This window comes from Rhizomicrobium sp., from assembly GCA_037200385.1.
In the GTDB taxonomy this organism is placed as follows: Bacteria; Pseudomonadota; Alphaproteobacteria; order Micropepsales; family Micropepsaceae; genus Rhizomicrobium.
Genome location: JBBCGL010000001.1, coordinates 1,235,283 through 1,259,857, shown reverse-complemented (window position 1 = coordinate 1,259,857; position 24,575 = coordinate 1,235,283). Strand labels below are relative to the sequence as shown.

The window sequence follows — 24,575 nt, the reverse complement described above, 5'->3', positions numbered from 1 at the left end:
ATGACACGGCGGAGCGGCGCGAGCGAAGCGGTGGCGGAGCCGATCACGGCCAAGCCCGCGCGGCCGAACCGCGACTGGACCGCCCGTACCCGCGACACCGCGATGAACGCGCTGCGCTATTCGCGCTTCGTGATGGTGATGAAGCGGGTGCTGCCGATCGCCGCCGGCCTTCTGATCGCCGCGGTCATCGCTTATTCGCTGGTGCCGCGACAGTCCGAGAAGCTGTCGCTCGCCACCCAGACCGTCGGCATCATCAACAACGACCTGACCATGACCAAGCCGCGCCTCACCGGCGTCGACAAGCGGGGCCACCCCTTCCTCATCACCGCCGAGGCCGCGGTCCAGGACCCCGCCAATATGCGCCGCGCCACGCTGAGGACGGTGCAGGCCGACCTGACGCTCGACAAGGGCCGCTGGCTCAACGCCACCGCGGTGCACGGCTTCGTCGACATGGACAAGGGCGCGCTGGCGCTCGGCGGCGGAATCGCGATCTATTCCGACGACGGCTATGAGCTGCACACGTCGCGCGCCGATGTCGATCTGAAGCGGGGTATCTTCAAGGGTCCCGCCCCGGTCACCGGCCAGGGGCCGGCCGGCACGCTGCGCGCCGACAGCTTCGAGATCGACCGGGAGACCAGCCAGCTCGTGCTCAACGGCCATGTCCAGATGATGATCTATCCCGACGAGGCGAAAACCAAATGACGCGTGTCCTGCTGTTCGCGATTCTCGGCCTTTGCGGCGCCGCGCAGGCGGCCACCACGACGCCCTTGCTGGATCACCACGACGCCAACCAGCCGATCAACGTCGCCGCCGATCACTTCATGGCGGAGAAGAATCCCGATGGCGGCGCCGCCGGCACGATCACCGGGACCTATACGGGCAACGTCGTCATCACCCAGGGCGACATCAAGATGCGCGCCAACACGGTACGCATCAACGTCATCGCCAACAAGCCGAACAAGATCTACGCCAACGGCAATGTCGTGGTGATCTCGACTTCGGGCACCGCGACCGGCGATGCCGGCGTCTACGATGTCGCGCCGCGCCTCGTCACGCTCACCGGCCATGTCGTGCTGACCAAGGAGAAGAACGTCATGCGCGGCCAGCAGCTCACGGTGAACCTCGTCACCGGCGTTGCGCAATTGGGCGGCGGCAGCGGCGTTGCCGGCACGCATGGCGGCGGCGGCCGCGTGCAGGGCGTCTTCACCCCGCCGCCGCAATCGGGAGGAAAGTGAATGGCTTCACCCTTCCTTAAACACGAACGGGCATGGTTTTTGCCATGAGCGACGCCAGCACCGACAGCCCGGCAGATATTGCCGCACGCCCCCGCGTGATCGCGGGCGGCAAGGGGCTCGTCGCCACGCGCCTCGCCAAGGCCTACAACCGCCGCCCGGTCGTGCGCTCGGTGACCATCAATCTGAAGCGCGGCGAGGTCGTCGGCTTGCTCGGCCCCAACGGCGCCGGCAAGACGACCTGCTTCTACATGATCTCCGGCCTCATCCCAGCCGATGCCGGCACGATCGAGGTCGACGGCACCGACGTGACGCGCATGCCGATGTACCGTCGCGCGCGCCTGGGCATCGGATACCTGCCGCAGGAGGCCTCGATCTTCCGCGGCCTCACCGCCGAACAGAACATCCGCGCTGCTGCCGAGCTGATCGAGCCCGACGCCAACCGCCTCAATGCCATGGTCGAGGAGCTGCTCGCTGAGTTCGGCGTCAGCCATGTCCGCCACACCCCGGCCATCGCGCTGTCGGGCGGCGAGCGCCGCCGGGTCGAGATCGCCCGCGCCCTCGCCACGCACCCGTCCTACATCCTGCTCGACGAACCGCTGGCCGGCATCGATCCCATCGCCGTCGCCGACATCCGCGCCCTGGTGGTGCATCTGAAGGACCGCGGCATCGGCGTGCTGATCACCGACCACAATGTCCGCGACGCGCTGGAGATCATCGACCGTGCCTATATCCTGCATGATGGCGTCGTCCTGAAGGAAGGCACGCCGTCCGAGATCGTCGGCGACCGCGACGTCCGCCGCGTTTATCTGGGCGAAAGGTTCTCTTTGTAACCATGGCTCCGGGGGCAGGAACATGGCTGGCGTAGGACAAAGACTGGAGATCCGGCAGGGCCAGGGCCTTGTCATGACGCCGCAGCTGCAGCAGGCGATCAAGCTGCTGCAATTGTCCAACGTCGAGCTCGCCGAATATTGCGAGCAGGAGCTCGAGCGCAACCCGCTGCTGGAGCGCGACGACGGTCCGGCCGCCGCCGATGGCGAGCGCGAGACCGTCGAGCCGGCCGCGAAATCCGAGAGCCTCGACACCGAACTCGCCCGCGACGACTTTTCCAAGGTCGCCGACATGGACACGGCCTCGCACGAGAACATGTATGACGGCGACACGCCGCAGCCGGCGCCGCCGCAGGGCGATGCCGCGCCGCTCACCGACTGGACCACCGTCAAATCCGGCAACAGCTTCGAGGGTGAAGAGGATTTCCTCGAATCGACGCTCGCCGATGGGGGTACGCTGAAGGACCATCTCCTCGACCAGCTCGGCATTGCCGCGCTCGCGCCGGAGAAGCGCCTGATCTGCCTCACCCTGATCGACTCGGTGGACGAGGCGGGCTATCTGCGCGCCGACATCGCCGAGGTGGCGCAGCGCCTGGGCTGCGAGCTTGCCACGGCCGAGCAGGTGCTGCGCACGCTGCAGGGCTTCGATCCCGTCGGCGTCGGCGCCCGCGATCTCGCCGAATGCCTTGCGCTGCAGCTCAAGGCGCAGAACCGCTACGATCCCGCCATCGCCGCGCTGCTGTCGCGGCTCGACCTCGTCGCCCGCCGCGATCTTTCCGCGCTGTCGCAGCTCTGCGGCGTCGATGTCGAGGACGTCGGCGACATGATCGCGGAGATCCGCGGCCTCACGCCCAAGCCCGGCCTCGCCTTCGGGTCCGAGCCCGTGCAGCCCGTCGTCCCCGACGTCTTCGTGCGCGTCGCCTCCGACGGCGGCTGGGCGATCGAGCTCAACTCCGACACGCTGCCGCGCCTCCTCGTCAACACGCGCTACTACGCACAGGTGAACAAGGGCGCCCGCGACAAGGATTCGAAGACCTATCTCGCCGAATGCCTCAACACCGCCAACTGGCTGGTGAAAAGCCTCGACCAGCGCGCCCGCACCATCCTCAAGGTCTCGTCCGAGATCGTGCGCCAGCAGGACGGCTTCCTCACCTATGGCGTGCGCCATCTGCGGCCGCTCAATCTGCGCACGGTCGCCGACGCGATCGGCATGCACGAATCCACCGTCAGCCGCGTCACCTCGAACAAGTACATCGCCACGCCGCGCGGCCTGTTCGAGCTCAAATACTTCTTCACCGCCTCGATCCAGTCGATCAACGGCGCCGAGGCTCATTCCGCCGAAGCGGTGCGCGACCGCATCAAGGAGATGATCCAGAACGAGGAGGCGATCGAGATCCTCTCCGATGACCGCATCGTCTCGCTGCTGACCGCGGACGGCGTGAATATCGCGCGCCGCACCGTTGCGAAATACCGGGAGGCCATGCGCATCCCGTCCTCGGTCGAGCGCCGCCGCCTCAAGGCCGGGCAGGACGTCCAGGCTTCCGCCTATCGCTGAGAAGCGCGGCGATATCGTGCAAAGACGAAGATAGTTTGCGTGACGGTGAAACTATATTTACGTTAATTAGTTATCAATGCGGATTGTATTTGGCTGGATTGTCTTTCCATAACCTTTACTGCGCCATGCCCGATATTGGTTTTATTTGAATCGTTACCGAATTCGGCCTTCGGATGCTTCCGGCCAGGATCGTTCGCGCCTGTCCGTCACGGCGCCCGTAGGAAAGCTGGAACATGCGTTCGACATCGCTTTCTGCCGACGGATCGGACTCCCCGGGGTATCGCGCCGTCGCGGCGCAGAAGACCGTGGAAAAATTGCTGCGGCAACAGGTGGCGCTGGCCGATTTCGGAAGCTTTGCCTTCGGTGAATCCGACCTCCAGAAAATACTGATGCAGGCGGCCGTGATTTGTGCGGCGGGGCTCGATGCCCATTACGCGAAAATCTGCCGATACCGCACGACCGAGCACGATCTTCTCGTCGTGGCCGGCTGCGGCTGGCACAAAGACGTCGTCGGCTATGTCGTATCGCCGGCCGACGAGACGTCCACCCAAGGACGCGCGTTCGTCACCGGCGAGCCGGTCATCCTCGAAGACGTCTCGACGAACAACAGCTTCGCGCTTCCGTCTTTCTACGCCGAGCATGGCATCGTCGCGACGGTCGACGTGCTGATCAAGGGGCGCGATGGACCGTGGGGCGTCCTGGAAGTCGACAGCGAGGTCGCCCGCAAATTCGACCGGGACGATGTCGTCTTTCTGACGGGCTTCGCCAATGTCCTCGCCGAAGGCGCCGCCGCCGCCGAGCGCAGACAAGGTCTGCGCGATGCGGCCGAAGAGGCCGAGGCGCTGCTGGCGCAGAAGGAGCGTCTTTTGCTGGAGCGCAATGCGGCGGATCTGCGCATGCACGAGATGCAGTCAGAGCTGCTGCGCGTCACGCGGCTGAACGCCATGGGCCAGATGACCGCGGCCATCGCGCATGAGCTGAACCAGCCCCTCGCGGCGATCTCCAACTATATTTCCGCGGTCCGCCGGACGCTCGAATCCGGCAAGCCCGACGCGTTGTCGCTGCTGCCGCAGATGATCGACAAGGCGGCGGACCAGACCAAGCGCGCCGGCGACATCATCCGGAATTTGCGGAATTTCGTGGAGCGGCGCGAAGGGGTCAAGACCTCGGAGAACCTCGCGGCCGTCGTGCACCGGTCGCTCGCCATGGCGAACTTCACCGCCGTCGACGAGGAGATCACAGTGACGCTGCATCTCGACGAAACGCTGTCGCCCGTCACCATCGACGTGGTCCAGGTCCAGCAGATTCTCATCAACCTCATCCGCAACAGCGTCGAGGCGATGCGCGGGCGCGCCAGGCGCGAGCTTTCGATCGTCACGGAACGCAGCGACGTCGGCTGCGCGCGCGTGACGGTGCGCGACAGCGGCCCCGGCCTGACCAGCGCGGTGCGTGGAAAGCTGTTCCAGCCCTTCCTGACGACGAAGAGCACCGGCTTGGGACTCGGGCTCACCATCTGCGAGGTCCTGGTCTCCGCGAATGGCGGCCGCATCTCGCTGGTGGACGGCCTGGACGGCGGCGCCGGCTTCGCGTTCACCCTGCCGCTGACCGACAGCGCCTAGATCGGCCGCTTGCGGCCGACGCCCGGGGCGCGGCGCAAACATCGCCGGCGCCGCGCAGCGCTCGGGAATCGCGCCCTTCGGCCGTTCACCAATTGCAAGAATTGACATTCGGAAATCCCCGGCCTACACACCCGCCGCCCTCGCTCCGGGCGTGTCGAAAAGCGGAACAATTGTGACGCAAAGCGCGTTCAGGCCAGCACAGAAGAAGGCCATGCGGGTACGGGTTTCAGGCAAACAGATCCAGCTCGGCGAGACGCTGCCTGCCGGCGTGCGGGTGCGTCTCGAAGAGACAGTCGCCAAGCATTTCGACGGCGGCGCGGACGCGCATGTCGTGTTCAGCCATGACGGCCCGTTCTACCGCGTGGCCTGCACGCTGCATCTCGATTCGAAGACCATCGTCAAGTCGGACGGCGAGGGGCCTGACGCCCATCGTGCTTTCGACGCCGCCTTCGTGCATATCGAATCCCAGCTGCGCCGGTACAAGCGCAAGCTGAAAAACCATCACGCCAAGGCCGCCGCGCGCAAGCGCGCCGTCGCCTGACGCGATATCGGGAAGGTCGCCTATGAACATCTCCGATCTGCTGCAGCCGGGCGCCGTGATCGCCACGCTCAAAGTGCAGGGCAAGAAGCAGCTGCTGCAGGAGCTCGCGGCGCGCGCCGCGACGCTGGTGCGCCAGCCCGAGCGCAAGATCTTCGAGACGCTGATGGAGCGCGAGCGCCTGGGCACCACCGGCGTCGGCCAGGGCATCGCCATTCCGCATGGTCGTCTGCCGGATCTCAAGGATATCGTCGGCGTCTTCGCACGTCTCGAATCGCCGATCGACTACGACGCGGTCGACAACCAGCCGGTCGATCTGGTGTTCATGCTGCTGGCGCCCGAAGGCGCGGGCGCCGATCATCTCAAGGCGCTGGCCCGCGTCTCGCGCCTGCTGCGCAACCAGCCGGCCACGGAAAAGCTTCGCGCCGCCAAGAGCGCCGAAGCGCTCTACGCCATCCTCACCGATACGACCGGTTCGGCCGGCGCCCAGGCGGCCTGACGCCGCTCACAGCGACGTGGCGCTCGGCGCCAGGCCGATCCGCCTGAGCCGCGCGTCCAGCCCCCGCAGCATCGCCGTCAGGTGACCGATCAGCGCCCCGACCCGGCGCGGTCTCTGCCGCGCCGCGGGCAGCACGATCTGCAGGTCGACATCCGCCGGGCAGGCGTCCACCAGCAGCGGTTCGAGCAGGCCTTCCTCGATATCCACCGCCACGTCCCAGGCCGATTTCAGCACGACGCCCTTGCCCGCGATCGCCCAGCGCCGCAGCAGGTCGCCGTCGTTCACCGCGCGGTCGCCGAACACTTTGAGCGTCGTGACGACGCCGTCGCTGACGAACGGCCAGAGATCGAACCGGCCGCCGCCGCGCAGCAGCGCCATGCAGTTCATCGCCAGCAGGTCGTTGGGCTTCGCCGGCCGCCCGACGCGGTCGAGATAGGCCGGCGCCGCGACCGGCACACGGCGATTGGTCGAGATGCGCCGCAGCTGCAGTCCGCTGTCCGGCAGCCGTCCATAGCGGATCGCGATGTCGATCCCCGCCTGGTTGAGGTCGAGCGTCGTATCCGACAGCATCAGGCTGGCCGAGACCCCGGCATGCGCGGCGATGAAGCTGTCGAGCGCCGGCGCGACATGGTTGCGTCCCAGGTCGAGCGGCGCGGTCACCCGCACCGGCCCTTTCAGCGTGCCGCGATCCTGCGCCAGGCTCTCGCACAGATCGTCGATCTCGCCCAGCACGCGCCGCGCCGTCTCATAGAACCGGTCGCCGGCCTCGGTGAGCTGCAGCCGGCGCGTGGTGCGGCGCAGGAGCTGGGTCTCGGTGGCCCGCTCCAATGCCGTCAGCCGCAGCGAGACCGCGCCCGGCGACAGCGCGAGCGTCTGTGCCGCCGCCGTCAGCGAGCCGCGCTCGACGATGGCCACGAACAGCCGGAAATCGTCGAGCCGGTCGATCATTGAGTTTTCCAAATGAATATCTTCGATCGTACGGGATTTATTGGGTCCCGGCCATATGTGAACTTCGAGGTGAATATCCCCCGCGCCAGGAGCCGCCATGTCCGATTCGCTTGCCCAGCCGCTCGTCTTGCCTTGCGGCGTCACGCTGCCCAACCGCCTCGCCAAGGCCGCGATGAGCGAAGGCATGGCCGATGCCCGGAACCATGCGACGCTCCGTCTCGAAACGCTGTATCGGCGTTGGGCCGCGTCCGGCGCCGGCCTGCTGCTGTCGGGCAATATCCAGGTCGACCGCTGGCACCTCGAGCGGCCGCTCAACGTCGTCGCCGACGACGCGGGCGGCGCCGCGGCGCTGGCGCGGTTTGCTGCCGCCGGCACGGAAGGCGGCGTGCATTTCTGGGCCCAGCTCGCCCATACCGGCCGTCAGGTCGACAGCGCGATCAATCCCGAGCCGCTCGCGCCGTCGCGCGTCGAGATCGATGTCGTCCGCGGTGCCGGCTACGCCTTCGCGCCGCCGCGCCCGATGACGCAGGTCGAGATCGCGCATGTGATCGGCCAGTTCGCGTTCTCCGCCCGCCAAGTCCGCGCCGCCGGCTTCACCGGCGTCGCGCTGCATGCCGCGCATGGCTATCTGTTCTCGCAATTCCTCAGCCCGCTCACGAACCGCCGCACCGACCGCTGGGGCGGTTCGCTGGCGAATCGCGCGCGGCTCCTCCTTGAAACCATCGCGGCCGTCCGCGCCGCCGTCGGCCCAGACTTCCCGATCGCGATCAAGCTGAACGCCTCCGACTTCCAGAAGGGCGGCTTCACCAATGCCGAATGCCTGGAGCTGGTCGGATGGCTCAACGACTCGACGCTCGATCTCCTCGAACTGTCCGGCGGTTCGCTCGAACAGCCCAAGATCGTCGGCGTCTCGCTGAAGGACGAAGGCGTCGATGGCCGCCGCGACAGCACGCTCCGGCGCGAAGCCTATTTCCTCGACTTCGCGGGCGCGGTCCGTGCCGCCGCGACCATGCCGGTCATGGTCACAGGCGGCTTCCGCACGGCCGCGGTGATGGCGGATGCGCTGCGCAGGGGCGAGCTCGATCTCATCGGTCTCGGCCGGCCGCTCATCGCCGATCCGCGCGCGCCGGCCCGGCTGCTCTCCGGCGAGATCGCGCGCGTCGCAGCGCCCGAGGTGAATCTTTTCCATCTGCTGGCGTGGCACAACATCCAGCTCGAGCGTCTCGCCGACGGGCTCGACCCCGATCCCGCGCTGACCGGCGAGGACGCCGCCGGATGGTTCAAGCGGCTAGAGCGGCAGAACTTCGACCGCCTGCTTGCCGCCCGCGGAGTTGCGGCGCCCGAATCTCACGCATAGGCGCCGGGCACAAAGAAAAAGCCGGCGGCCTTGCGGCCACCGGCTTCTCCCGTTGAACCCGTCCGTCCGGTCTAGTGGACGGACACTGGCGTCAGTTCGTTCTGCACCGCGGCGCCATAGGCGCTGTCATACGCGTCGGTGTAACCGAGCACGCTGCCGTCCACGGCATGCAGAACGTAAAGCTTCACGCCCGGCGGCAGCGTGATCCCGGGAGGGATCAGGCCCAGGCGGTGGGCCTCTTCGTCGCCGGTCGGCTTGATGTAGGTCAGGCGCCTGCCGCCGAACGCGGGTGCACCGTCGTCGATCTTCAGTTCTTCTTCATTGCTCATGACAAACCTCCGTCGCCCTTCCCATTGGTTTTCCCGGCATCCGTCCGGATATCGATCGTTCGTACCGTGCTCTCCGTGGCAGGGCGGGCCAGCTCGATGGTGAGCAACCCATGTTCCAACTCCGCACCGGAAACTTCGATCCCTTCGGCGAGCACGAAGGCCCGCTGGAATTGCCGCGCCGCGATGCCGCGGTGCAGGAACGTTTTGTCGTTGGCCTCGACCTGCCGCCCGCGAATCACCAGCTGGCGGCCCTCGACGGTCACGGCCAGCTCGTCGCGCGCGAACCCGGCGACCGCCAGGGTGATGCGCAGCGTCTCTTCGCCGGACTGCTCGATGTTATAGGGCGGATACCCGTCTCCGGCGCTCTTGGCGGTGCGTTCGAGCAGGCGTTCCAGATGCTCGAAACCCAGGAGAAACGGGCTGTTGAAGTAGACATTCCGGTTCATCGTCAAAGCCCTCCTTCAAGCGGCCTTGGATAGGCTTTGGCCCTCTTTGGGAGCGGCCGATTTTGCTGTGCGGCCCCCGAAGGGCACCACGTCTGGTAAGGATGTGGGGAGCATTCCCCGCAAATCAAGTCCGGGAACCTACGAACTACAGGACGATAAGTGGACAACTGGCCGACCGTCATCCTGGACGATGCGACCCCTGGGGCGGAGCGCCTCCTGCGATTTGGGGCGCCGAAGGCCGTCCTGCAAGCCCGCCGGCCGGATGAGGTCGCGCCCGCCCTGGCCGCGGTCACGGCGGCGCTGGCCGCCGGCCATCACGTCGCCGGCTGGCTGGGCTATGAGCTCGGCTATGTCCTCGAACCGCATCTGGCGCCCCTGCTGGGACCGCCGGGCGATGCGCCGCTGCTATGGTTCGGCGTCTTCGGCGCCCCGCGGGCGATTGCGCGCGCCGATCTTGCCGCGGCCGGCCGTGCCTATGCTGGACCGCTGTCGCATGAATGGGACGCGGCGGCCTATGCCGCGCGCTTCGACCGCGTGCACCGCTATATCGAAGCCGGCGACATCTATCAGGCCAATCTGAGCTTCCGTTCGCGCTTCGCCTTCGCCGGCGATCCCCTGGCGCTTTATCTCGCCCTGCGCGACCGCGCCCAGGCGGCGCACGGCGCTTATATCGACGACGGCGAGCGTCAGATCCTCAGCCTCTCGCCCGAATTGTTCTTCGCGATCTCGGCGCAGGGCGCGATCACCGCCCGGCCGATGAAGGGCACCGCGCCGCGCGGCGCCGACGAACGCGCCGATGTCCGTGCCAAGGCCGCGCTCGCCGCCTCGCCCAAGGACCGTGCCGAGAACCTGATGATCGTCGACCTGGTGCGCAACGACGTCGGCCGCCTCGCGCTGATCGGCAGCGTCGCGGTCCGCGATCTCTTCACAGTCGAGACCTATCCCACGCTGCATACGATGGTCTCGACCGTTACCGCGCAGCTCAAGCCCGCGACCGGCGTCGAGCAGATCGTCCGCGCGCTTTTCCCCTGCGGCTCGGTCACCGGCGCCCCCAAGATCCGCGCCATGGAGATCATCCGCGCGCTCGAGCAATCGCCACGCGGACTCTATTGCGGCGCCATCGGCCATTTCGCGCCGGACGGCTCGGCAAGCTTCAACGTCGCGATCCGCACCATCACCGTCACGCAAGGGCAGGGCACGCTCGGCATCGGCGGTGCCGTGGTGCAGGATTCGAACGCGGCGGGCGAGTATGCCGAATGCCTGCTCAAGGCGCGCTATTTCGACAGCGTGCGCCGGCCCATCGGGCTGATCGAGACGCTGCGCCATGACGCGACCGGCTTCGTCCGTCTCGACCGCCATCTGGCGCGCATGGCGCACTCGGCCAGGGTCCTGTCGCTGTCCTTCGACCGCGCCGCCGCCATTGCCGCGCTCGAGACCACGGTGGGCCAGGCGCGCGAGCCGTTGCGTGTGCGCCTGACGCTGGACGAGCAGGGCGTCTTCGCCTGCACCGCGGCGCCGCTCGGCCCGGCGCAGCCACGCTGGCGCTGGGCGCTCTCGCCGCATCGCGTGAACAGCGCCGACGCGCTCCTGCGCCACAAGACCACTTGGCGCGCCGTCTACGATGACGAGCACGCTCGCTTGGCCGAAGCGACCGGCTGCGACGAGGCGCTGTTCCTCAACGAGCGCGGCGAGCTGACCGAGGGCAGCCGAACGAATATCTTCGTGCGACGCGCCGGCACGTTCGTGACCCCGCCGCTGTCCAGTGGCCTGCTCGACGGCGTCCTGCGCCGCGAGTTGATCGAGACCGGGCAATGCGTGGAGGCTGTGCTCACGCCGGATGACCTCGCCGCGGCGGACGCGGTGCTGCTGGGAAATTCCCTGCGCGGCCTGATCCCGGCGCAGCCGGTGGCGGCGTCAGCTCTGCGTCGCGGCCAGGATTGAAAGCAGCACCAGCGTCTCAGGCAGCACCCAGCCGCGGACTTCGCGCAGCTTGCCTTGCGCAAGATCGGAATTCGTCACCTCGGCAAGCGTGCGCCGTTCCAGCCGCGTCCGCAGGTTCCGCGCCAGGCCGCGCGGGTCTGGCGGCTGGCCGGTCTCGGCGATCGACGCCTGGCCCAGCCGTACAGCGGCCTCGCGGTCGACGAGCTGCGCCAACAGGTCGTCATAGGGGCTGCGGCGATAGCGATGCGCCAGCAGCCGCGGCACGGTGATGCCGAGCGCGCCGATGCCCAGCGCCGCCGCGATGCCGCCGCCGATCGTCACCGCACGCCGACTGAATCCCTTCTCGCTCACTTGGGGACTCCGCGCAGATGCTGGGCCAGGCGCAGCGTGAGCGCCAGCAGGTTCAGCGTCGGGTTGGACGCGCCATAGGTCGGAAACGCGCTGCTGCCCGCGACGAACAGATTGGCGAGGCCGTGCACCTTCAGGTTCGCGTCCAGCACGCCCTGCTTGGGATCGACGTGCATCCGCGTCGTGCCGAGATGGTGATCGCCCCAGTCCAGCGCGTCCTCCCAGTGCTTGCGCGTATGATAGTTGAGCCGGATCATGCCGCTGCCGGCGGCGAGCAATTGCCGCCCCAGCTCCTTCATGGTGTCGCGGTAGCGTGCGAAATCCGCGTCGCCCACCCGGTTGATCAGCTTGAGCCGCGGCAGGCCGAGCGCGTCGCGCTCTCCCGTCAGCACCAGGCGCCGCTCCGGATCGGGCGCCAGCTCCAACCCACAGCCCAGCGAGAACGCCTTGGCGTAGTTCGCCTCCGCGCCCACCGCCAGTGCGGCGCTGACGATCGCCGCCTTGTCGGTCTCGTCGAGCTCGATGGGATTCTCCACGGTGGTCAGGGAGCCAAGCACCTTGCGGTCGCGCTTGTAGTCGTCGGTCGGCGCGAAGGTGGCGCGCAGGATCGCGCCGTTCGCCTGCGTGCCGTTGAAGTAATAGCCCGGCAGGTCGCCGGCGAAATTCACCAGCGTGGCGGTGTCGCGCGGGATGGGGTTGTCGGCGAAGAAGCGGCCGACCAGGTCGTTCTGGTTGCCGACGCCGGCCGCCGCGACGCCGCGCGACGCCAGCATCAGCCGCGCATTCTCGACGCCGCCCATCGCGAGCACGGCCATCCTGGGCCGCACCTTGAAGCGATGGCCGCCCAGCGTCGCGACGTCCAGCGTCTCGAGCGCACCGGCATTCGCCGCCAGGTTCAGCGCCGTCACATTGGCATGCAGGAAGACCTTCAGGTTGGCGATGCGCTTGAGGTCTTCGGCATAGCGTTCGCCGAAATGCGTCGGCAGCACGCTGTCGCGCGTCTTGGAGAACTGGAACCAGCTCGTATAGACGCCGCCGTCCCCCAGATTGAGCATCGGCGCCAGCGCGTTCATCGCCGGGCTCGCGGCGTCGTAGGTCCACGCGCCGGCCTCGACCAGCGCTTGGGCGCGCTTGAAATGAGGCTCGAGCGCGCCGATGCCGAACGGCCAGCCGGAATGGGGCAGCCAGTCGCGCTTCTCGAAATCGATCGGATCGAGCGGCCGGCACCAGCCGCCCCAGTGGTTCGTGCTGCCGCCCAGATAACGCAGGCGCGAGCCGTCCAGTGTAAGGTAGCGCACCCCCTCCGTGCCGCCGCCATAGAGCGCCTGGGTTGCCGGATCGAATGCCAGCCCGCCGCTTTCGAACAGCATCACGCGGAGCGGCGTGTGGGCGAGCGCGATCGCCAGCGTGATGCCGGCCGGTCCGCCGCCGACGATGGCAAGGTCAGGTTCGAGGAGCGTGCCTGCCGGGATGGCGCGGGCGTCGATGAAAGCGTTCAAGGCAGGACGTCCGGTGTGGCTGCGCCGGTTTGACGCTAATAAGGAAAGGTCGGGCCTGTCTTGTCGAAATTGTCCCGGCCCTGCAAGCCGAACTTTTGGGCAGTGCGGCGCGCAAGCAGGCAATCGGGGGTGCGGCGAAGATGTCCAAATAAATGCGCGCGAGGCCGCAATAGCTTCGCCGCCGTGGCGTTCCGGCATAAGGTGGTGTCTGGCGGTCACGGGCAGCATCGGGGTATGGCGTGCTTCGAATAGTCATGGTCTCACTGCTGGTGCTGCTGGGCGGCTGCGCCGAAAGCGACTGGTCCTATGGCCCGCCGGGAGGCGGGGCGCTGCGCAGGGACGACGCGTCGCCGGCCGGCCCATCCGCGGCGGTCGTCAACTACCGCACCGAGATGGTCTCCGAGCAGTCGAACCGGGACAGGTGCACGCGCGTCGCCGCCGAACGGGCGATCGATGCCGACCGCCAGGGCTTCGACGAGACGGTGCATGCTCAGGTTTACGACAAGACCTACGCCGACTGCATGGAATGGTCCGCCAGGCGCGCCCGCTGAGAGATCGAAGCCGTTCCTGGCGAAGGCGCGGCCTAAATTTTGGCGGCTCAAGCGTAGGGCGTTCCCGCCATCGCAGCTTTTAGGCCGACGGTTCCCGTGTCGACAATCGCGAGAAAGACAGCGTTCGCTTCCCCTGTATTGCGACTCCGGCGAAAGGTCCTGTGAGCCTGGATGAAGGCCACGGCCCACGTCGCCAAGAGCAGGTCGGCCGCGAGGTGGGCGAGGGGATCATCCGGCTTTCGCCCTACGCATTCGGCCAGCGCCACCGTGACGACATGCGCCAGCTCGTCTCGTATTGCTCTGGCCCGAGCCTTGAGGGGCTCGCTGGCCTCGATCGTCTCTATGAAGCTTTGGCTCCTGGCGGAAAATTCGACGGCAGGGCTCTGTTCCGCAATCAGCCGATGCGCGAGCAGACGGTATGTCTCGATCGGTGCGACCTGCGGATCACGCTGCCGCAAGGCTTCGCGCAGTATCTCGCGTCCCTCTTCGTCGCGATCAAAGAACATGTCCTCCTTGCGGGGAAAGTGATTGAACACCGTCATCCGCCCGACGTCGGCGGCTGCCGCGATCTCGTCCACCGTCACGCGATCGAAGCCGCGCGCGATGAAGAGGAGCGTGGCGGCGTCGGAGATGGCTTGCCGCGTGGCGAGGCGCTTGCGGGAGCGACGGCTGGACGGCATTGACGGGGCTCCCTCCTCGCGCCATAAGTATACTGAGTACATACTGGTGTCCAGTATATATTCTTCGGCTCGCGCCGGCAAGTTTGCGTCCATGCAGCCACGATACTGAGTGCTTTGAGCAGGAACCGGGCGGGCGCACAGCTCGCGTCGAAGATGAGGACACGATGAAAGCAGCGCAATTCAGCCGGTACGGAGGCCCCGAGGTCCTCGAGATCGTGAACCTTCCCGACCCGCATCCCGGTCCCGGACAGATCCGGATTGTCGTGCACGCCGCCGGCATCAATGCGACCGAGTGGAAGCTGCGCAAAGGCTTGTTGGACTTCGGCGCGGGGCTGCCGCAGACGACGGGCCGCGACGTGGCGGGCGTCGTCGACGAGATCGGAGAAGGTGTTACGGATGTCGCTGTCGGCGACCGCGTATTCGGTGTCTCCGACGATGGTGCCGGCGCGGCCCAACTGGCGCTGCTGACCTATCGGGCGCCGATCCCGCCATCCCTCGGTTTCGTCGACGCCGCCGGCCTCCCCGTCGCGCTCGAAACGGCCACGCGCAGCCTGGACCAGCTCGACGTCGGTCGTGGAACCGGACTGCTCATCAACGGCGCCGCAGGTGGCATCGGCAGCACCGCCGTTCAACTCGCCGTCGCCCGCGGCGCGCGCGTGATCGGCACCGCCAGTGCCGCCAACCACGACTACCTTCGCCTCCTCGGCGCAGAGCCCGTGACGTATGGCGAAGGCATGACCGAACGCGTTCGCGCCCTCGCGCCCGATGGTGTCGACGCCGCGCTCGACGTCGCCGGAAGTGGCGTGTTACCCGCGTTGATCGAGCTCGCCGGCGGTCCGCAGAACGTCGTGACGCTCGCCGACAGCGACGGAGCGAAACAACACAAGGTGCGCTTCAGCACCGGCTTTCAAGGCCACGCCTTTCACGCGCTTGCTGAAATAGGAGCGCTCATCGAAGCCGGGCGCTTTTGGCTTCCCGTCGAGCGAACCTACCCACTCGACGAGATTTCAGAAGCGCACCGCGTCAGTGAGCACGGGCATGTTCGCGGCAGGCTGGTGTTGGTAATCGACCGAAGGTCATGAACAAACCCCTTGTCGTCATCTTTGCCGCAATCTGCCTCGACGCCGTAGGCATAGGCCTCATCTTCCCTATTCTCCCGCGACTTCTTGAGGACGTGACGCACACCCAGGATGTCGCGCCCTACATCGGGATCATGACCGCGCTCTATGCGGTCATGCAGTTCATCTTCGCGCCCGTGCTCGGCGTTTTGAGCGACAACCTCGGCAGGCGTCCCGTGCTGCTCATTTCCTTGGGCGGCGCGGCGCTCAATTATGTCGTCATGGCGTTCGCGCCGCAGCTTTGGATGCTGTTCCTCGGCCGCGCCATTGCCGGCCTGACCAGCGCCAATGTCTCCGTCGCAATGGCCTACATCACGGACGTTTCGCCCGAGGACGAGCGAGCCCGTCGCTTCGGCCTGTTCAGCGCCATGTTTGGCATCGGCTTCATCATCGGGCCGGTTCTCGGTGGGCTGCTCGGCGACACCTGGTTGCGGCTCCCCTTCATCGCCGCCGCCGTGTTGAACGCCTGCAATCTCCTGCTGGCTTTGTTCGTCCTGCCGGAGTCTCACACGCCGGCCCGCCAGAAGATCGATCTGGCTGCGCTCAACCCGCTTCGGCCGCTGCGTTGGGTCTTTTCGATGAAAGGGCTTCTGCCCATCGTCCTCGTGTATTTCATCTTGAGCGCCACTGGAGAGGCCTACGGCACCTGCTGGGCGTTGTGGGGCTTCGACACGTTCCGGTGGAACGGCCTGTGGATCGGCCTTTCGCTGGGCACGTTCGGCGTCTGCCAAACGCTGACACAGGCATTCTTGCCCGGCCCGACGACCAAACTGCTCGGCGAACGCTGGGCCGTTGTCGTCGGGATTGCCTGCACCTGTATCGCTCTCGTCGCCATGGCCTTCGCCAACCAAGGCTGGATCGTGTTCGCCATTATGCCGATCTTTGCTCTCGGCGGCATCGGCACACCGGCGTTTCAGGCCCTGGCCACGAGGCTGGTTGATCCGGCCCGCCAGGGCCAGTTCCAGGGCGTCCTGGCATCGGCTGTCAGCCTGGCGACCATCATCGCGCCGCTCGCTTTCTCGGCCTTCTACTTTGTGGTCCAAAACCGATGGCCCGGCGCCATCTGGCTTTCGGTGGTTGTCATCTATGCAATCGCGGTGCCGTTGGTTTTCCTCGGCACCGCCCGCTCCACGCAGCCTGCGCGCGTGTGAGGTGCCGTCATGCAGAGCTGCTGCGGCAGCGTAGGTTGGTGGAGCCAAGCGGGATCGAACCGCTGACCTCCTGCATGCCATGCAGGCGCTCTCCCAGCTGAGCTATGGCCCCGTACCAGAATCCGGCGTTGGGCCGCCGGATGCATCGTGAACGGACGCGATTGGCGTCCATCCTTTTCAAGGCGAACGCGTCAGCGTTCATCCTTCTCAATGTCGGCGTCGATGATCCCGCTGACGTCGTCGGTCTCGTCTTCGTCTTCCTCGAGGAGGCTGTTGTCCTCCTCGTCTTCCTCTTCGTCGTCGACGACGATGTCGTCGATGTCGTCTTCGTCCACCACCGACATCCCGGCGCCTTCGGCTTCGGACTCTTCGGCGACCTCTTCTTCCTCGTCCTCGTCCTCGCCGGTGGCGGCGATCTGGATGGGCGCCTCGTCGGGTACCGCCTCGACCACCTCATCCTCGGACTCGGCTTCTTCCTCCTCGTCCTCGTTCTCACTTTCCTCGTCGTCGGCATCCGCCGGAACGGCGGCCGCCGCGGCGGCTTCGGGCTGGCGCGGACGGCGCTGCTTGTACATCGCCTCCGGCTCGAATGTGAACGAGCACTTCGGGCACTCGATGGGACGCTTCGAAAGGTCGTAGAATCGCGCTGCGCAATTGGGGCACACGCGTTTCAATCCGAGATCTGCCTTGACCAAGCTGTTTGCTTCCCGTGGGTGGTTTGGAAGGCGGGTCGTTTGCCACTTCTGAATGGCGCTGTCAAAGCCTCATTTCCATGGTGATTTCAAGGGGTTTGCGGCGCCGGGCTGCGGTCGGCGGCCGGGTGCCGCCATTTCGCGGGAGCGAAGGCATCGTACGTCGCCGGTCGTTGCATCCCGCCGCCCGACCGTTCAAGAAAGCGCCATGAGGACCCCGCCCCGCCCGCTCAAAGCCCGCAAAGCCGCCACGCTGCGCGGCACCGCCGAGGTTCCCGGCGACAAGTCCATTTCCCACCGCGCGCTGATCCTGGGCGCGCTGACGGTGGGCGAGACCGCCATCACCGGCCTTTTGGAGGCCGAGGACGTCCTCAACACCGCCACCGCCATGCGGGCCTTCGGCGCCGTCGTCAGCCGCGACGCGCCCGGCGCCTGGCGGGTCGCCGGCCGCGGCGTGGGCGGCTGGGCCGAGCCGGACGATGTTCTCGATTTCGGCAATTCCGGCACCGGGTCGCGCCTGGTGATGGGGGCGATGGCGACGACGCCGATCGCCGCCGTGTTCACCGGCGATGCCTCGCTGCGCGGCCGGCCGATGGCCCGCGTCCTCGATCCGCTTCTGGGCTTCGGCGCGACCTATACGGCCCGCGCCCGCGGCCTGATGCCCGTGACGCTCTGCGGCGCCCGCGAGCCGATCTCCGTCGAGCACCACGTCGCGGTCGCGTCGGCGCAGGTGAAGTCGGCGTTGCTGTTGGCCGCGCTCGGCGCCCCCGGCCGCTCGCGCATCGCCCAAGACGCGCTGACCCGCGACCATACCGAAAAGATGCTGGCCGCGTTCGGTGCCGCGATCGCGGTCGAGCCGCTCCCCACCGGCGAAGCGGTCTATGTCACCGGCGAGGTCGAGCTGAAGCCCTGCGCCGTCGACGTGCCGCGCGACCCGTCCTCCGCCGCCTTCCCGCTGGTCGCCGCGCTGATCGTGCCGGGATCCGAGGTCCGCATCCCCGCCGTGCTGCTCAACCCGCGCCGCATCGGCCTGATCACCACGCTGCTCGAGATGGGCGCGAAGATCGCCATCGAGAACGAGCGCAGCAGCGGCGGCGAGCGGATCGGCGATCTCGTCGTCCGCGCCTCGGCCTTGAAGGGCGTCGAGGTACCGCCCGCGCGCGCGCCCGCGATGATCGACGAATATCCCATCCTCGCCGTCGCCGCCGCCTTCGCCGAGGGCCGCACCGTGATGCGCGGTCTCGAGGAATTGCGCGTGAAGGAGAGCGACCGTCTCTCGGCGATCGCCACCGGCCTGAAGGCGAACGGGGTCCGCATCGAAGAGACCCACGACACGCTGGCCGTCGAGGGCAGGGGCGCGGACGGCGTCCCCGGCGGCGGCCGCGTCGCGACGCATCTCGACCACCGCATCGCGATGAGCTTCCTGGTGATGGGCCTCGCCGCGCGGGACGCGGTGAGCGTCGACGACACCGCGATGATCGCGACCAGCTTCCCGGAATTCGAAGGGCTGATGCGCGAGCTGGGTGCGGATTTCCAGGTGGTGAATTCGTGAGCATCGTCGTCGCCGTCGACGGCACCGCCGCCTCGGGCAAGGGCACGCTCGCCAAGCGGCTGGCCCGCCACTTCAACTTCGCGCATCTGGATTCCGGATCGCTCTATCGCCTGACGGCGCAGAATGTCCTGCGCGCCGGCCGCGATCCGTCGGACGAGGCCGCCGCCCTGGACGGCGCCAGGACCGTCGATCCCGTCTGGGCCAACGATGCGGCGATCCGCTCGGTCGAGGTCGGACGCGCCGCCTCCGTGGTGTCGGCGTTTCCGTCCGTCCGTGCCGCGTTGCTCGATTATCAGCGCGACTTCGCCCGCCGGCCCCCGGGCGGCGCACCCGGCACGGTGATCGATGGTCGTGACATCGGCACCGTCGTCTTTCCGGAGGCGACCGCCAAGCTCTTCGTCGATGCAGCACCGGCAGTCCGTGCCCACCGCCGCTGGCTGGAACTGAAAAGCCAGTGGGCGGAAGGCCCTGGCCTTTCCAAGCTGCCCGACGAGGCGGTCATTTTGGCTGAATTGGTGGCGCGGGACGACCGCGACCGCAACCGGCCCATCTCCCCGATGATGCCCGCGCCCGACGCGGACTTGCTTGACACCACCGCTTTGGCTATAGAGCACGCGTTCGCGGCTGCTCTTGCCTTGGTTTCTCCCAAGGTCACGAGCGCGCTCAAGGCACGCCACAGGGGTTAGGAGACCCGGCGGCCTCATCGAGCCACCCCGAACTTTGCTGAAAACCCAACCGCCCAAGCGGACATCCGTCCGCGCGGGAAGTCCGTCCGCCGAAGCCCAAGGGGCGAAGGCGGATCGGCATTGTGAAGTGAACTGGAAGACCCGAATGGCGCGCTACGCGACCGCAACCAAGATCCGAGACGAATCCCTTGCCTCCCCGAGCCGCGACGACTTCGCGGCCATGCTCGAAGCCTCCTTCGAGACCCAATCCCCCCAGGAAGGCGCCGTCATCACCGGCACCGTCGTCGCCGTCGAGAACGACTTCGCCGTCGTCGATGTCGGCCTCAAGACCGAAGGCCGCGTTTCCCTGAAAGAATTCTCGATGCCCGGCATGCCGGTCACCGTGAACGTCGGCGACAAGGTCGAGGTCTATCTCGAGCGCGTCGAGAACGCGCTCGGCGAAGCCGTCCTCAGCCGTGACAAGGCCCGCCGCGAAGAGAGCTGGATCAAGCTCGAGCGCGCCTTCAACGAGCAGACCCGCGTCACCGGCGTGATCTTCGGCCGCGTCAAGGGCGGCTTCACCGTCGACCTCGATGGCGCCGTGGCCTTCCTGCCCGGTTCGCAGGTGGACGTCCGCCCGATGCGCGACGTCGGCCCGCTGATGAACCAGCCGCAGCCCTTCCAGATCCTCAAGATGGATCGCCGCCGCGGCAACATCGTGGTCTCGCGCCGCGCCGTGCTCGAAGAGCGCCGCGCCGAGGAGCGCACGTCGCTCGTCGCCTCGCTGCAGGAGAAGCAGGTGGTCGAGGGCGTGGTCAAGAACATCACCGACTACGGCGCCTTCGTCGATCTCGGCGGCGTCGACGGCCTGCTGCACGTCACCGACATCGCGTGGCGCCGCGTTTCGCACCCGACCGAGGTCCTGTCCGTCGGCCAGACCGTCACCGTGCAGATCATCAAGATCAACCACGAGACGCAGCGCATCTCGCTGGGCATGAAGCAGCTTCAGACCGATCCGTGGGAAGGCGTCGCCGTGAAGTACCCGCCGGGCGCCAAGTTCACCGGCAAGGTCACCAACGTCACCGATTACGGCGCCTTCGTGGAGCTGGAGCCGGGCGTCGAAGGCCTGGTCCACGTCTCGGAAATGTCGTGGGTCAAGAAGAACGTCGCGCCGTCCAAGATCGTCGTGCCGGGCACCGAAGTCGAAGTGCAGGTGCTGGAAGTCGATTCCAACAAGCGCCGCATCTCCCTCGGCCTCAAGCAGACCCAGGACAATCCGTGGGAAGCCTTCATGCGCGACCACCCGGTCGGCAGCACGATCGAAGGCGAGATCAAGTCGATCACCGAGTTCGGCCTTTTTGTCGGTCTTGGTCACGATATCGACGGCATGGTCCATCTCTCCGACCTCAGCTGGGCGAAGTCCGGCGACGAGGCGGTCAAGGACTATGAGAAGGGCCAGGTCATCTCGGCCAAGGTGCTCGACGTCGACTCCGAGAAGGAACGCGTCAGCCTGGGCGTCAAGCAGCTGGGCGACGATCCGATCGAGAAGGCCGGCGCCGGCGGCGGCGCGCTGCGCAAGAACCAGGTCGTCACCGTCACGGTCACGGAAGTGAACGACGGCGGCATCGAGGTCCAGCTCGCGGACGGCGTGAAGGCGTTTGTTCGCCGCAGTGACCTCGCCCGCGACCGCAACGACCAGCGCCCCGAGCGTTTCCAGGTCGGCAACAAGGTCGACGTCCTCGTCACCCAGGTCGACAAGTCGAGCCGCAAGGTCTCGGTCTCGATCAAGGCGCGCGAGATCTCGGAGGAGAAGGAGGCCGTGGCGCAATACGGCTCGTCCGACTCCGGCGCGAGCCTCGGCGACATCCTGGGCGCGGCGCTCAAGAAGCGCGGCGGCAAGAGCGAAGAGTAATCGTCGCAATCATCGAACCGGAAAGGCGCGTCGGAAGACGCGCCTTTTTCTTTGCGAATGCGTCCTTGGCGTGGCTGCGTTTCGCCGGTGCCTTCGATTTCCGCGCGCGCGCGACCCCGCTGTTCCAGAGCGGCTGAGCGAATGCTCCTGCGCCAGGCACTTATCCACCAGCTGCTCCACCGGCCTTATAATGGCGCCATGGATACGCGCTTTGCTCAGCGAAGACCGCAAGACACGGCCTCGGATGCCGCGCCACCGCGCCGGGCCGAACACTCTTGCGTGCCCGTCATGCTTCGGCTCGGGGGGATAACATGTGCGTCTGGCCGAACGTCCGTGGCCGGCAGCGCTGCGGCCGCCACACGCGCGGAGAACAATTATCTTGCCGAAAATCGCATAAGCGATTGGCGGCCCTCGCGAAACGCGATCCGGGCCGCTCCTGCCACTCTCCTGACAGAACCCTGTCAGCAGCCCCCGCCTATGATCCCGGTCCATTGAGGAGAGGATGATGAAATACGTTTCCATGGCCGCCGGCTTTGTCCTGGCCACGCTGATTACGCTGGGCGCGTCCCCGGGGTCGCAGGCCGCTCCGGCCGCGCAAGCGGCGGCGCCGCCCGACTATGTCGAATTCACCGTCGCCGACATGGCGCGCAGCAAGGCGTTCTATGGCGCCGTGTTCGGCTGGCACTTCACCGACTACGGTCCGGCCTATGCGAGCTTCGACGACGGCCGCATCGGCGGCGGCTTCACCACGCAGGGCACGCCGCATCCCGGCGGCCCGCTCGTCGTGTTCTACGTCGCCGACCTCGACGCGGCGCTGGCGCGCGTCCGGGCGGCGGGCGGCACGGTCGTGACGCCGCCCTTCGCCTTTCCGGGCGGGCGGCGCTTCCACTTCACCGATCCCGACGGCACGCAGATCGCCGCCTGGTCGGAGAAATAGGAGAGCGCCATGCCGCACAAGCCCGCCGATCTGCAGAAGGCGATGGAAGCCGCGATGCCCGCCGGTATCGACTGGCGCTTCCGTCCGATGTTCGGCGGCATCGGCGTCTATGCCAATGACAGGATGTGCGTCTCGCTTTCGGACATCGGCGTCGCGGTGAAGTTGCCGCCGAGGGAGCAGGAGACGCTGCTCGCGCTCGAGGGCGCCAGGCGCCTGCAATACGAGCCGGCCATGCCGCCCAGCAAGACCTACATCGTCGTGCCCGATGCGATGCTGTCCGATCGCAAGACACTCGGCCATTGGCTCGCGGTCAGTGCGTCGCATGCAGCGGCGGCGCCGGCCAAAACGTCGCGCAAAAGCAGCGCGAAAACCCTCAAAGGCCGTGCGCGTGTACGATCGGTTTAACACCTCCTTATCCCATGCGGCGCTACCGTAAGTCGGCTGTCCCGGGAACCAGCTAGTGACTGCGCTTGCCCCTGCATCGTCCGCGCGCGCCGAGCTGCGCGCCACGCCGGCATTTCTTGCGCTGCTGGCGGCGACGATGTTTCTTGCCTCCTGGGGCTGTATCGTTCTGGTTCAGCCCTCCGGTCATGTCTCGACGATCTGGATCAGCAACGCAATCCTGCTTGCCGGTCTTCTCAGGCACGGCGACCGCAGCTGGCCGGAGATCGCCGGCATCGCGCTGTTCGTCGATGTCGCCGCCGACATTCTTTCGGGCGGTGCGCTCTACGGCGCGGTCGGCATCTCGCTCGTCAACGTCACCGAGGTGCTGCTGGTCGCGCTGCCGTTGCGGCGGCTGGGCTTCGACCGGTCGTTCGGCCGCAGCGAGGTGCTGCTGTGTTTCTATGGCCTCGTCATCCTGTCCAGCGCCGCCGGCGCTTTTGCGGCCGCGGCGATTTTCCATGCGATGTCGGGTTCGCCCCTGCTGCCGGCTGCTGCGACCTGGTTCGGCGCCGACACGCTGGGGATGAGCCTGGTCGCCCCGTTCCTGATATGCGTTCGGCCCAAGGCGCTGGCCGAGATGTTCGGTCCCGAACAGCGGCTGCTCACGGCGGGCCTGCTCGCGGCGGTCGTCGCCGCCGGCATGGTCTGCTACGCGTTTCCGCGCTTTCCGCTGAGCTTCCTCTACGTGCCGGTCCTGCTGCTCCTGACGTTCCGGCGCGGCTTCGCCGGCGGCGCGCTCGGCCTCTTCCTCGCGGTGGGGCTCTCGTTCTGGCAGGCCCTCGGCGTGCATGTCCCGGCGTCGCTGGCCGCGCATTCGATCTCCGAGCGGATCGCGATCGTGCAGCTCTATTACGCCGTGCTCGGCTTCACCATCATCCTGGCCGGCTCGGCGTTGGACGAGCGCCGCAAGCTCGAGCGAAGGCTGAGCCTCGCGGTGCGCCGCGCCCAGGCCTCGCGTGAGGAGGCGCTGCTCGCCAAGGAGGTCGCGGAGAAGGCGAGCCACGCCAAATCCTCCTTCCTCGCCAATATGAGCCACGAGCTGCGCACGCCGCTCAACGCGGTGCTCGGCTTTTCGGAGATCATCGCCCGCGAGATGTACGGACCGGCCGGCAATGTGCGCTACCGCGACTATGCCGCGCTGATCAACGGCGCTGGCACGCACCTGCTCGATCTCATCAACGACATCCTCGACATGTCGAAGATCGAGGCCGGCAAGCTCGAGCTCCATCGCGAGCGGCTGAACACCACCCTGGTCGTGCGCGAATGCACCGAGCTGATGGCCGAGCGTGCCGCCGCCGGCGACGTCGTGCTCGACGCCGAAAGCGCCGCCCTGCCGGTCTTCGTCAGCGCCGACCGCCGCGCCGTGAAGCAGATCCTGCTCAATCTGCTGTCCAATGCGATCAAGTTCACGCCCGCGGGCGGCACGGTCTCGGTCCGGGTCAGCGACCAGGGCGCCATGTGCCACATTGCAGTCTGCGATACCGGCGTCGGCATCGCGGCGGACGAGATCGACCGCCTCGGCAATCCCTTCGTCCAGCTCTCCAACAATTCGGGCAATCATCCCGGCACCGGCTTGGGCCTCGCGCTGGTCAAGGGCCTCGCCGAGATGCATGGCGGCGGCATACGCATCGAGAGCCAGCTAGGGCAGGGCACCACGGTCACCGTCCGTTTGCCGATGAAGGCGCCGGTCGCGCTGGCTGCCTGACGCCGGCGGGGCGAATCGCCCTGCCGG

The 24,575-nt window shown here is 67.2% G+C and carries 25 protein-coding genes and 1 tRNA gene; 18 read left to right on the top strand and 8 right to left on the bottom strand.

Annotation, left to right across the window (positions count from 1 at the left end; translation table 11 throughout):
- From lptC to ptsN, 7 genes are all read left to right on the top strand, one after another.
- Positions 1 to 702 (top strand): LPS export ABC transporter periplasmic protein LptC, encoded by a 702-nt coding sequence (lptC, locus tag WDM91_06165; protein ID MEI9994158.1) that lies wholly within the window; start codon positions 1 to 3, stop codon positions 700 to 702.
- A complete protein-coding gene (gene lptA, locus WDM91_06160) occupies positions 699 to 1,235 on the top strand; it encodes a lipopolysaccharide transport periplasmic protein LptA (GenBank protein MEI9994157.1) in 537 nt (178 codons plus the stop codon). The genes lptC and lptA overlap by 4 nt, the downstream gene beginning before the upstream one ends.
- 44 nt (positions 1,236 to 1,279) lie before the next feature.
- Positions 1,280 to 2,065, top strand: coding sequence for an LPS export ABC transporter ATP-binding protein (lptB, locus tag WDM91_06155; protein ID MEI9994156.1), 786 nt, complete (start codon positions 1,280 to 1,282; stop codon positions 2,063 to 2,065).
- Positions 2,066 to 2,087: 22 nt separating this feature from the next.
- A complete protein-coding gene (gene rpoN, locus WDM91_06150) occupies positions 2,088 to 3,617 on the top strand; it encodes an RNA polymerase factor sigma-54 (GenBank protein ID MEI9994155.1) in 1,530 nt (509 codons plus the stop codon).
- Between the two features lie 233 nt (positions 3,618 to 3,850).
- Positions 3,851 to 5,236 (top strand): ATP-binding protein, encoded by a 1,386-nt coding sequence (locus WDM91_06145; GenBank protein ID MEI9994154.1) that lies wholly within the window; start codon positions 3,851 to 3,853, stop codon positions 5,234 to 5,236.
- A gap of 211 nt (positions 5,237 to 5,447) precedes the next feature.
- Entirely contained in the window at positions 5,448 to 5,777 is a 330-nt protein-coding gene (gene raiA / locus WDM91_06140) for a ribosome-associated translation inhibitor RaiA (GenBank protein MEI9994153.1), read from the top strand.
- 22 nt (positions 5,778 to 5,799) lie between these two features.
- Positions 5,800 to 6,273, top strand: coding sequence for a PTS IIA-like nitrogen regulatory protein PtsN (ptsN, locus tag WDM91_06135; protein MEI9994152.1), 474 nt, complete (start codon positions 5,800 to 5,802; stop codon positions 6,271 to 6,273).
- Between the two features lie 6 nt (positions 6,274 to 6,279).
- Here ptsN and WDM91_06130 read toward each other — a convergent pair whose 3' ends face one another.
- A complete protein-coding gene (locus tag WDM91_06130) occupies positions 6,280 to 7,221 on the bottom strand; it encodes a LysR family transcriptional regulator (protein ID MEI9994151.1) in 942 nt (313 codons plus the stop codon).
- A gap of 97 nt (positions 7,222 to 7,318) precedes the next feature.
- Between WDM91_06130 and WDM91_06125 the strand changes: the two genes are divergently transcribed.
- Complete coding sequence (locus WDM91_06125; protein MEI9994150.1) at positions 7,319 to 8,578, top strand: NADH:flavin oxidoreductase/NADH oxidase family protein; 1,260 nt, start codon at positions 7,319 to 7,321, stop codon at positions 8,576 to 8,578.
- A gap of 71 nt (positions 8,579 to 8,649) precedes the next feature.
- Here the strand turns inward: WDM91_06125 and WDM91_06120 are convergent, their stop codons facing one another.
- Both WDM91_06120 and WDM91_06115 read right to left on the bottom strand, forming a co-directional pair.
- Positions 8,650 to 8,907: a DUF1150 family protein gene (locus tag WDM91_06120; GenBank protein MEI9994149.1), complete on the bottom strand. Its 258-nt coding sequence runs from the start codon at positions 8,905 to 8,907 to the stop codon at positions 8,650 to 8,652.
- Entirely contained in the window at positions 8,904 to 9,353 is a 450-nt protein-coding gene (locus tag WDM91_06115; GenBank protein MEI9994148.1) for an Hsp20 family protein, read from the bottom strand. The genes WDM91_06120 and WDM91_06115 overlap by 4 nt, the downstream gene beginning before the upstream one ends.
- A gap of 159 nt (positions 9,354 to 9,512) precedes the next feature.
- Here WDM91_06115 and WDM91_06110 point away from each other — a divergent pair, with 159 nt between their 5' ends.
- The gene (locus tag WDM91_06110; protein MEI9994147.1) at positions 9,513 to 11,294 is read left to right on the top strand and encodes an aminodeoxychorismate synthase component I; all 1,782 of its coding nucleotides are present in this window, start codon (positions 9,513 to 9,515) and stop codon (positions 11,292 to 11,294) included.
- Here WDM91_06110 and WDM91_06105 read toward each other — a convergent pair.
- Both WDM91_06105 and WDM91_06100 read right to left on the bottom strand, forming a co-directional pair.
- Positions 11,268 to 11,645, bottom strand: a complete 378-nt coding sequence (locus WDM91_06105) for a hypothetical protein (GenBank protein MEI9994146.1) — start codon at positions 11,643 to 11,645, stop codon at positions 11,268 to 11,270. The two genes, WDM91_06110 and WDM91_06105, sit on opposite strands and share 27 nt — an antisense overlap.
- Positions 11,642 to 13,141 carry an FAD-dependent oxidoreductase gene (locus WDM91_06100; GenBank protein MEI9994145.1) on the bottom strand — a complete coding sequence of 500 codons (1,500 nt, stop codon included), beginning with the start codon at positions 13,139 to 13,141 and terminating at the stop codon, positions 11,642 to 11,644. The genes WDM91_06105 and WDM91_06100 overlap by 4 nt, the downstream gene beginning before the upstream one ends.
- A 254-nt stretch (positions 13,142 to 13,395) precedes the next feature.
- On the opposite strand from WDM91_06100, the gene WDM91_06095 reads away from it, so the two are divergent.
- The gene (locus tag WDM91_06095) at positions 13,396 to 13,692 is read left to right on the top strand and encodes a hypothetical protein (GenBank protein MEI9994144.1); all 297 of its coding nucleotides are present in this window, start codon (positions 13,396 to 13,398) and stop codon (positions 13,690 to 13,692) included.
- A gap of 47 nt (positions 13,693 to 13,739) precedes the next feature.
- On the opposite strand, the gene WDM91_06090 is transcribed toward WDM91_06095, so the two are convergent.
- Positions 13,740 to 14,372, bottom strand: coding sequence for a TetR/AcrR family transcriptional regulator (locus WDM91_06090; protein ID MEI9994143.1), 633 nt, complete (start codon positions 14,370 to 14,372; stop codon positions 13,740 to 13,742).
- A 164-nt stretch (positions 14,373 to 14,536) separates the two neighbouring features.
- Here WDM91_06090 and WDM91_06085 point away from each other — a divergent pair, with 164 nt between their 5' ends.
- Together WDM91_06085 and WDM91_06080 are read left to right on the top strand one after the other, a co-directional pair.
- Positions 14,537 to 15,454 carry an NADP-dependent oxidoreductase gene (locus WDM91_06085; protein MEI9994142.1) on the top strand — a complete coding sequence of 306 codons (918 nt, stop codon included), beginning with the start codon at positions 14,537 to 14,539 and terminating at the stop codon, positions 15,452 to 15,454.
- Positions 15,451 to 16,641, top strand: a complete 1,191-nt coding sequence (locus WDM91_06080; GenBank protein ID MEI9994141.1) for a TCR/Tet family MFS transporter — start codon at positions 15,451 to 15,453, stop codon at positions 16,639 to 16,641. The genes WDM91_06085 and WDM91_06080 overlap by 4 nt, the downstream gene beginning before the upstream one ends.
- 36 nt (positions 16,642 to 16,677) lie before the next feature.
- Here WDM91_06080 and WDM91_06075 read toward each other — a convergent pair.
- Positions 16,678 to 16,753, bottom strand: a tRNA-Ala gene (locus WDM91_06075).
- A gap of 79 nt (positions 16,754 to 16,832) precedes the next feature.
- Positions 16,833 to 17,336 carry a TIGR02300 family protein gene (locus WDM91_06070; protein ID MEI9994140.1) on the bottom strand — a complete coding sequence of 168 codons (504 nt, stop codon included), beginning with the start codon at positions 17,334 to 17,336 and terminating at the stop codon, positions 16,833 to 16,835.
- A gap of 205 nt (positions 17,337 to 17,541) precedes the next feature.
- Between WDM91_06070 and aroA the strand changes: the two genes are divergently transcribed.
- The 6 genes from aroA to WDM91_06040 all read left to right on the top strand — a co-directional run bounded on the left by aroA (position 17,542) and on the right by WDM91_06040 (position 24,548).
- On the top strand, positions 17,542 to 18,885 hold the full coding sequence (gene aroA, locus WDM91_06065) for a 3-phosphoshikimate 1-carboxyvinyltransferase (GenBank protein ID MEI9994139.1): 1,344 nt from the start codon (positions 17,542 to 17,544) through the stop codon (positions 18,883 to 18,885).
- Positions 18,882 to 19,571 carry a (d)CMP kinase gene (gene cmk / locus WDM91_06060; GenBank protein ID MEI9994138.1) on the top strand — a complete coding sequence of 230 codons (690 nt, stop codon included), beginning with the start codon at positions 18,882 to 18,884 and terminating at the stop codon, positions 19,569 to 19,571. The genes aroA and cmk overlap by 4 nt, the downstream gene beginning before the upstream one ends.
- Before the next feature lie 145 nt (positions 19,572 to 19,716).
- Complete coding sequence (rpsA, locus tag WDM91_06055; protein MEI9994137.1) at positions 19,717 to 21,462, top strand: 30S ribosomal protein S1; 1,746 nt, start codon at positions 19,717 to 19,719, stop codon at positions 21,460 to 21,462.
- A 505-nt stretch (positions 21,463 to 21,967) separates the two neighbouring features.
- Entirely contained in the window at positions 21,968 to 22,399 is a 432-nt protein-coding gene (locus WDM91_06050) for a VOC family protein (protein ID MEI9994136.1), read from the top strand.
- Positions 22,400 to 22,408: 9 nt separating this feature from the next.
- Complete coding sequence (locus tag WDM91_06045; GenBank protein ID MEI9994135.1) at positions 22,409 to 22,804, top strand: TfoX/Sxy family protein; 396 nt, start codon at positions 22,409 to 22,411, stop codon at positions 22,802 to 22,804.
- Positions 22,805 to 22,859: 55 nt separating this feature from the next.
- Positions 22,860 to 24,548: an ATP-binding protein gene (locus tag WDM91_06040; GenBank protein ID MEI9994134.1), complete on the top strand. Its 1,689-nt coding sequence runs from the start codon at positions 22,860 to 22,862 to the stop codon at positions 24,546 to 24,548.
- The last annotated feature ends 27 nt before the right edge of the window (positions 24,549 to 24,575 follow it).

Coding starts and splice junctions, on each gene's coding strand:
- WDM91_06095 (MEI9994144.1), top strand. CDS start 13,396: ATGGTCTCACTGCTGGTGCTGCTGGGCGGCTGCGCCGAAAGCGACTGG.
- lptA (MEI9994157.1), top strand. CDS start 699: ATGACGCGTGTCCTGCTGTTCGCGATTCTCGGCCTTTGCGGCGCCGCG.
- WDM91_06090 (MEI9994143.1), bottom strand. CDS start 14,372: ATGCCGTCCAGCCGTCGCTCCCGCAAGCGCCTCGCCACGCGGCAAGCC.
- rpoN (MEI9994155.1), top strand. CDS start 2,088: ATGGCTGGCGTAGGACAAAGACTGGAGATCCGGCAGGGCCAGGGCCTT.
- WDM91_06130 (MEI9994151.1), bottom strand. CDS start 7,221: ATGATCGACCGGCTCGACGATTTCCGGCTGTTCGTGGCCATCGTCGAG.
- rpsA (MEI9994137.1), top strand. CDS start 19,717: ATGGCGCGCTACGCGACCGCAACCAAGATCCGAGACGAATCCCTTGCC.
- lptC (MEI9994158.1), top strand. CDS start 1: ATGACACGGCGGAGCGGCGCGAGCGAAGCGGTGGCGGAGCCGATCACG.
- WDM91_06085 (MEI9994142.1), top strand. CDS start 14,537: ATGAAAGCAGCGCAATTCAGCCGGTACGGAGGCCCCGAGGTCCTCGAG.
- raiA (MEI9994153.1), top strand. CDS start 5,448: ATGCGGGTACGGGTTTCAGGCAAACAGATCCAGCTCGGCGAGACGCTG.
- WDM91_06045 (MEI9994135.1), top strand. CDS start 22,409: ATGCCGCACAAGCCCGCCGATCTGCAGAAGGCGATGGAAGCCGCGATG.
- WDM91_06050 (MEI9994136.1), top strand. CDS start 21,968: ATGAAATACGTTTCCATGGCCGCCGGCTTTGTCCTGGCCACGCTGATT.
- WDM91_06145 (MEI9994154.1), top strand. CDS start 3,851: ATGCGTTCGACATCGCTTTCTGCCGACGGATCGGACTCCCCGGGGTAT.
- WDM91_06125 (MEI9994150.1), top strand. CDS start 7,319: ATGTCCGATTCGCTTGCCCAGCCGCTCGTCTTGCCTTGCGGCGTCACG.
- ptsN (MEI9994152.1), top strand. CDS start 5,800: ATGAACATCTCCGATCTGCTGCAGCCGGGCGCCGTGATCGCCACGCTC.
- WDM91_06120 (MEI9994149.1), bottom strand. CDS start 8,907: ATGAGCAATGAAGAAGAACTGAAGATCGACGACGGTGCACCCGCGTTC.
- WDM91_06115 (MEI9994148.1), bottom strand. CDS start 9,353: ATGAACCGGAATGTCTACTTCAACAGCCCGTTTCTCCTGGGTTTCGAG.
- aroA (MEI9994139.1), top strand. CDS start 17,542: ATGAGGACCCCGCCCCGCCCGCTCAAAGCCCGCAAAGCCGCCACGCTG.
- lptB (MEI9994156.1), top strand. CDS start 1,280: ATGAGCGACGCCAGCACCGACAGCCCGGCAGATATTGCCGCACGCCCC.
- WDM91_06080 (MEI9994141.1), top strand. CDS start 15,451: ATGAACAAACCCCTTGTCGTCATCTTTGCCGCAATCTGCCTCGACGCC.